The sequence below is a fragment of the Arthrobacter sp. HLT1-20 genome, assembly GCF_054510895.1.
Genome location: NZ_JBTNDR010000071.1, coordinates 1 through 1,830, shown reverse-complemented (window position 1 = coordinate 1,830; position 1,830 = coordinate 1). Strand labels below are relative to the sequence as shown.

1 rRNA gene is annotated in these 1,830 nt (G+C 54.7%); it reads left to right on the top strand.

Annotated elements, in window-relative coordinates:
- The first annotated feature begins 38 nt into the window (after window positions 1-38).
- A 16S ribosomal RNA gene (locus tag ACX80Q_RS18630) occupies window positions 39-1,575 on the top strand.
- Window positions 1,576-1,830: the final 255 nt, after the last annotated feature.

The window sequence follows — 1,830 nt, the reverse complement described above, 5'->3', positions numbered from 1 at the left end:
ACCTTTTTCCGGTGTGAGTGTGTGTGTCTGTTTAGTTATTAACGGAGAGTTTGATCCTGGCTCAGGATGAACGCTGGCGGCGTGCTTAACACATGCAAGTCGAACGATGAACCCCGCTTGCGGGGGGATTAGTGGCGAACGGGTGAGTAACACGTGAGTAACCTGCCCTTAACTCTGGGATAAGCCTTGGAAACGAGGTCTAATACTGGATATTGACTTTACCTCGCATGGGGTTTTGTTGAAAGATTTATTGGTTTTGGATGGACTCGCGGCCTATCAGCTTGTTGGTGAGGTAATGGCTCACCAAGGCGACGACGGGTAGCCGGCCTGAGAGGGTGACCGGCCACACTGGGACTGAGACACGGCCCAGACTCCTACGGGAGGCAGCAGTGGGGAATATTGCACAATGGGCGAAAGCCTGATGCAGCGACGCCGCGTGAGGGATGACGGCCTTCGGGTTGTAAACCTCTTTCAGTAGGGAACAAGGCCAGCATTTTTGTTGGTTGAGGGTACTTGCAGAAGAAGCGCCGGCTAACTACGTGCCAGCAGCCGCGGTAATACGTAGGGCGCAAGCGTTATCCGGAATTATTGGGCGTAAAGAGCTCGTAGGCGGTTTGTCGCGTCTGCCGTGAAAGTCCGGGGCTCAACCCCGGATCTGCGGTGGGTACGGGCAGACTAGAGTGATGTAGGGGAGACTGGAATTCCTGGTGTAGCGGTGAAATGCGCAGATATCAGGAGGAACACCGATGGCGAAGGCAGGTCTCTGGGCATTAACTGACGCTGAGGAGCGAAAGCATGGGGAGCGAACAGGATTAGATACCCTGGTAGTCCATGCCGTAAACGTTGGGCACTAGGTGTGGGGGACATTCCACGTTTTCCGCGCCGTAGCTAACGCATTAAGTGCCCCGCCTGGGGAGTACGGCCGCAAGGCTAAAACTCAAAGGAATTGACGGGGGCCCGCACAAGCGGCGGAGCATGCGGATTAATTCGATGCAACGCGAAGAACCTTACCAAGGCTTGACATGAACTGGAAATACCTGGAAACAGGTGCCCCGCTTGCGGTCGGTTTACAGGTGGTGCATGGTTGTCGTCAGCTCGTGTCGTGAGATGTTGGGTTAAGTCCCGCAACGAGCGCAACCCTCGTTCTATGTTGCCAGCACGTTATGGTGGGGACTCATAGGAGACTGCCGGGGTCAACTCGGAGGAAGGTGAGGACGACGTCAAATCATCATGCCCCTTATGTCTTGGGCTTCACGCATGCTACAATGGCCGGTACAATGGGTTGCGATACTGTGAGGTGGAGCTAATCCCAAAAAGCCGGTCTCAGTTCGGATTGGGGTCTGCAACTCGACCCCATGAAGTCGGAGTCGCTAGTAATCGCAGATCAGCAACGCTGCGGTGAATACGTTCCCGGGCCTTGTACACACCGCCCGTCAAGTCACGAAAGTTGGTAACACCCGAAGCCGGTGGCCTAACCCCCTTGTGGGGAGGGAGCTGTCGAAGGTGGGACTGGCGATTGGGACTAAGTCGTAACAAGGTAGCCGTACCGGAAGGTGCGGCTGGATCACCTCCTTTCTAAGGAGCACCAAACACCACGATCGACTCCGCATGGAGATGTATTGGTGGTGTGAGGAGTAAAGACTCATTGCGAGAACGATTGTTTCTCGGTGAGTTGCTCAAGGGTGGAATATCAATAAAACAGCCGATGATCGGCAACTGGCAGCCTGGTTCAAGTACAACACTCTTCGGGGTGTGAGGAACGGACCGTACGGGTTGGTAGTTGTCTTGGTTGTTATGCGTTTGGCACACTGTTGGGTCCTGGAACAACAA